We start from the raw sequence: 2,021 nt of genomic DNA, 5'->3' as shown, positions 1-2,021 counted from the left end.
AACGACTTCGGTGGCGCAGTAACGCTGACGGGCGGCACGACGCAGATCAGAGATGCCAATGCGCTGACGCTGGGCACGGTGAATACCGGGGCGCTGACGGTGAATGCCGGCGGTGGCCTCACGCTCGCCGGGGCGGTGAACAGCGGCTCGGGAGATGTGACCCTCAACGCCAACACCGGTGCCGGCGCCTCCGGTCTCACGATGAACGCCGGCAGCTCGATCACCACCGCGAGCGCGGCGCCGAGTGCTGTCACGATCGTCGTGAACACGCCCGCGGGCGGAACCGGATCGGCGGTGCTGCGCGCGATCACGACGGGCAACGGCGGCACGATCACGGTGAGCACCACCGGAAGCACGACCGTGGGAGCGGGCAACTCGACCGGAGGCTCGATCACGGATGGCGGCGGCACCTTCAACCTGAATGTCGGTTCGGGCAATGTCGTTCTGCTCACGCCGACCTCGGGTTCGACCTCGGTCGGCACGGCGGGCAGCCCGATCGAGACGACCGCAGGCATGGCGTCGGTGACCGCGCGCGCGGGTTCGGGCGGGATCTTTGTCAACGAGTCCGACGGCGCGAGCTTCGACGTTGCGACTGGCGGCGGAGGCTCGATCACGATTACCTCGACCACCGGCACGGTGAATCTCACCTCGGCCAGCACGACCGGTAATCTCTCGGTCACTGCGAGCGGCGCGGGCGGCGGGATCACCGACTCCGGGATGGTGAGCGTCGGCGGGACGAGCACATTCAACGCCGGAACCAATTCGATCGTGCTCGACAACTCCGGCAGCACGTTCACGGGGCTCGTGACCGCGAGTGGCTCGAACGTCACATTGACGCCGGTGACCACGACCCTCAACGTCAATGTCACGGCCACCGGGACCGCGACGATCAGCGCCACCGATGTGACCGGCTCGATCGCCGCTCCGACGGTGAACCTGACGAGCAGCCAGAACATCATCAACGATCTGCTGCTCACGGGCGTGAGCAGCCTGACGGTGCAGGGTGCCGCGACGGAGTTCACCTTCGCGACCGGTTCGACCGGCAACCCGCCTTCTTCGGTCGTCAAGACGAGCGATCTCGTCCTGGTCGGCATCCAGGGGGCGCCGGGTTCCTGGTCCGCTTCGGTCCTGCAGACGCAGTCCACAATCCAGTCGCAGACCGCGCAGAGTGCGATCGCGGCCGCAGTGGCGGGCGAGGCGGCGAACACGTTCGGCACTGACAGCGTCGCCGAGCAGATCGAGTTCGGCTTCGCGGGCGACGTGAGTACCGCGCCGCCGATGGCGCACCGGCTGGCGGGCACCGGAATCGGTACGCCGGAGTGCTTCGTCGAGAGCCGCGAAGGGGAGGCGTGCGAGTAGGTGGGGATGTACTGCCTCGCAGTCCGGGGTAACCCGGGCTGCCAGATCGGGGCGCCGCGAGGCGCCCCTTTTTTGTGCATAATTACCGCGTAATTACGTTCCGGGGGGACGTGTTGAGCAAGATCGCAGGTGGCGCCGGCTCCAAGCGCCCACGGCGGTCGCGCTGGCCGGCGTGGCGCGCTGGGGCAAGCGCCGGGGTCAGTCCATGAACACCCTTCTCGAGCGCTTGCGGCGCCACGCGGTGACCGCCGGCGAGTACCTGCGCATGAGCGAGGCGGGGGTATTTTCGCGGTGGCGGAGGGCGGGTCGGTGAGCGCGGCGATGCTGCCTGGCGTGAGCATTGGGGTGGCGGAGCTTTTTCCGGGATGAGCGGGGGCATGCAAAGCAAGATCGTCGCGATCGGCAATTCGAAGGGCGTGCGGCTGCCGCAGGAGGTGTTGCGCAAGTGCAGTCTGGATGCGGGCGATGCGGTCGAGATCCAGGTGCGCGCGCGCTCGATCGTGATCTCCCGCAGGCAGGCGAAGAATCCGCGCCTGGGCTGGGAAGAAAAGCTCCGGGCAGCGAAGTCTGGCCGGGTGCGCTAGCATCATGGCGGGAAAAGGGAAGATCCGATTGCCGACTCGAACGACCGCAAGCCCGAGGCAGGGGGAAATCTACTGGGC

2 protein-coding genes are annotated in these 2,021 nt (G+C 67.6%); both read left to right on the top strand.

Going from position 1 to position 2,021, the window contains the following annotated elements; all coding sequences use genetic code 11:
- Positions 1–1,359, top strand: a 1,359-nt coding sequence (locus AB1555_19820) for a hypothetical protein (protein MEW6248928.1), incomplete at its 5' end; no start/stop codon positions are given.
- A gap of 377 nt (positions 1,360–1,736) precedes the next feature.
- On the top strand, positions 1,737–1,943 hold the full coding sequence (locus AB1555_19815; GenBank protein MEW6248927.1) for an AbrB/MazE/SpoVT family DNA-binding domain-containing protein: 207 nt from the start codon (positions 1,737–1,739) through the stop codon (positions 1,941–1,943).
- Positions 1,944–2,021: the final 78 nt, after the last annotated feature.

It is taken from the genome of Nitrospirota bacterium (genome assembly GCA_040755395.1).
Taxonomy (GTDB): domain Bacteria; phylum Nitrospirota; class Nitrospiria; order Nitrospirales; family Nitrospiraceae; genus DATLZU01.
The sequence above is the reverse complement of the archived record's forward strand: the minus strand, read 5'-3'. Positions and strand labels throughout refer to the sequence as shown.